The organism is Rhodococcus chondri (assembly GCF_036327435.1).
GTDB classification, from domain to species: Bacteria; Actinomycetota; Actinomycetes; order Mycobacteriales; family Mycobacteriaceae; genus Rhodococcus; species Rhodococcus chondri.
Map to the genome: position 1 here is coordinate 1 of NZ_JAUZMZ010000298.1, position 3,214 is coordinate 3,214.

General features: G+C 70.1%; 1 protein-coding gene and 1 pseudogene. Both read left to right on the forward strand.

Annotated features, from left to right (window positions below; genetic code table 11):
- Positions 1-2,276, forward strand: a 2,276-nt coding sequence (locus Q8814_RS25265; RefSeq protein WP_330154699.1) for a 5-oxoprolinase/urea amidolyase family protein, incomplete at its 5' end; no start/stop codon positions are given.
- Positions 2,273-3,112 (forward strand): annotated as a pseudogene (locus Q8814_RS25270) (amidase family protein); the annotation flags it as partial. The gene Q8814_RS25265 and the pseudogene Q8814_RS25270, both read left to right, overlap by 4 nt.
- Positions 3,113-3,214: the final 102 nt, after the last annotated feature.

A 3,214-nucleotide genomic window follows, 5' to 3' on the forward strand; every position in this document is an offset into this window, starting at 1 on the left:
TGCCCGGACTCCGCGCGACGGGTCGCCGTATCGACGTGCTGCGCGGCGGCACCATGACCACGGTCCAGGATTTCCCCGGTCGAACCGGACTATGGGAGGTGGGCATCCCACCGTCGGGCCCGATGGACGACCTGTCGTTCCGCGCCGCCAACCTCGCGGTGGGCAACCCGGAGGGCACGCCGGGACTCGAATGCACCCTGGGCGGTCCCCGATTGGAGTTCTCCGACGCCGTGCTCGTATGTGTCACGGGCGCACCGGTCGAACTCACACTGGACGGCACGCCGGTGCCGATGTGGGAACCCGTAGCGGTGACCGCAGGGTCCGTACTGGATGTGGGAACCCCCTCGGACGCGGGCTTGCGCACCTATCTCGCGGTGCGCGGCGGCCTCGACGCGCCGCTCTACCACGGCAGCGCGTCGACGTTCACGCTCGGCGGTTTCGGCGGTGTGACGGGCAAGGCGGTCGCGACAGGCGACATCCTCGGTGTCGCCGATGCCGGCCCCGGCACCGCTCCGGCACCGGTGCCTACCGAGAACCGCCCCGACTTCACCCACACGTGGCACCTGGCGGTGACCGAGGGCCCGCAACCGGCGCCCGCATACTTCACCGCGGAAGACCTGCAGCAGTTCTACGACACCGCTTGGACCGTGCAGACCCATGCCAACCGCACCGGCATCCGGCTCGACGGGCCGAAACCCACGTGGTCGCGCACGGACGGCGGTGGCGCCGGACTGCACCCGTCCAATCTGCACGACAATCCGTACAGCGTGGGCGCACTCAACGTCTCCGGCGATACCCCGATCCTGCTGGGACCGGACGGACCGAGCCTCGGCGGGTTCGCCTGCCCGCTGACCGTGGTCTCCGGGCACCGCTGGAAGATGGGTCAGATCCGGCCCGGCGACACGGTGCGATTCGTGCCCGTCACCGATGCCGACGCCGCGGCCTTGCGCAACACCCCGGAACGGGGCGCAGATGTGCCGCTCGCCGCGGCTCGGAGCGCACCGGACGGCGGCCTGCTCGGCCGCATCGAACCGTTTCTCGACCGGCCCGCCGTCGTGTACCTGCGCGGCGGCGACGACAGCATCCTCGTCGAGTACGGCGACATGGTCCTCGACCTGGGGTTGCGGATGCGCGTGCACGCCTTGTCGGAAGCCTTGGCGGCCGTGCGACTGCCGGGCATCGTGGACGTCACACCGGGCGTGCGATCGCTGCACATCCGCTTCGATCCCGATGAGCTGGCCCAGCACCGGCTGCTCGGAGTGCTGCAGGATCTCGAGACCGAACTACCTGCGACGCACGACCTCGTGGTGCCGAGCCGCACGGTGCGGCTGCCGCTGTCGTTCGACGACCCCTCCATCGCCGAGGCCATCTCCCGCTACCGCAGCGGTGTGCGAGACGACGCGCCGTGGCTGCCGTCGAACGTGGAGTTCATCCGCCGCATCAACGGTCTCGACTCGGTCGAGGAGGTCCGCGCCGCGGTCTTCGACGCCGAATACCTTGTCCTCGGACTCGGAGACGTGTATCTCGGTGCGCCGCTGGCAGTTCCACTCGACCCTCGACACCGCCTGGTGACCACCAAGTACAACCCCGCCCGCACCTGGACGCCGTCCGACGCGGTCGGCATCGGCGGCAAGTACCTGTGTGTGTACGGCATGGAATCACCGGGCGGCTACCAGCTGGTGGGCCGGACGATCCCGATCTGGTCCGGGTACCGGCAGACCCCGCCGTTCGAGGACGGCAAGCCGTGGCTGTTCCGGTTCTTCGACCGGATCGTGTGGGAGCCCGTCACCCCCGAGCAGCTGCTCGAATACCGGGCGGCGGCGCGGGCCGGCCGCTTCGACGCCGACATCGCCGAGGGCAGCTTCGCATTCGCCGACCATCTGCGGTTCCTTACGGAAAACGCGGAATCCATCGCCGCCTTCGACGCGAGGCAGGCGGCGGCATTCGAGGCCGAGAAGCAGGCATGGCACGACGCGGGCGAATTCGACCGCGCCGATGCCGCACCGATCGAGGTCGCCGCGGTGGTGGACCCACTCGACGGGATGCCGCCCGGCTCCGTTGTCGTCGAGGCCCCGATGGTGGGCAACGTGTGGCGGATCGAAGTCGCCGAGGGCGACCGTGTCGAAGACGGGGTCCCCGTGGTGATCCTCGAGGCGATGAAGCTCGAAATGCCGGTGCCCGCCGGCTCCTCCGGCACGGTCCTCGAAGTCCTCGTCGCACCAGGTGCCAAGGTGGCGCCCGGCACTCCCCTTCTCGTGATCGGAGCACCTGCATGAGCCTCGACAGTGTCACGGCCCCGGCCTCCACCACCGCAGTGCCTGCCCCCGCGGAGCCGGCCGTCCAGCGTGCCCGGAAAGCGTTGCAGCGCATCGACGACGTGGACCGACCGGAAGTGTGGATCACGCTGCGCGACCGGTCGGACATCCTCGCCGACGCGGCCGCGGTGGACGCGCGGGTCGCCGACGGCGAAACGCTGCCGCTGGCGGGGCTACTCGTGGCCGTCAAGGACAATGTGGATGTTGCGGGACTGCCCACGACCGCGGGATGTCCCGAATTCGCGTACCTGCCGGACACCACCGCATCCGGTATCGCGCGACTGCTCGCCGCGGGCGCGATGGTACTCGGCAAGACCAACCTCGACCAGTTCGCGACGGGTCTCGTCGGCACCCGAAGCCCGTACGGCGCGGTGCGGTGCGCCTGGGATCCGGAACGGGTGTCGGGCGGGTCGAGTTCGGGTTCGGCGGCCGCGGTGGCACTGGGTATCGCCGATATCGGAATCGGAACGGATACTGCGGGGTCCGGTCGTGTCCCCGCGGCGCTGCACGGAATCGTCGGCATCAAGGCCACCCTCGGGATGATCTCGACTCACGGGGTGGTTCCGGCGTGTGTGGACTACGACTGTCTGACCGTGTTCGCGCCGTCACTCGACACCGCGGCGGCCGCTGCCGCAGTCATGGCCGGTCCCGAGCCGCGTGATCCCCGCAGCCGGAAGTGGCCGTCCGACGTGCGCCTGTCCGCGCCGGCACAGCTCCGTGTCGCGGTGCCGCGGGCGGAGAATCTGGGGCAGTTGTGCGACGAATACCGCGGCGCGTTCGCGCTGACCGTCTCCGCGGCCGCGCGGGTATGGGCGAGGGAATCGAGATCGGCGACCAGTTCGTGGGCCGCCGGGATTTTCGCTCCCGTCACGATCGCCGCGACCGTCGGGTAGGCACCC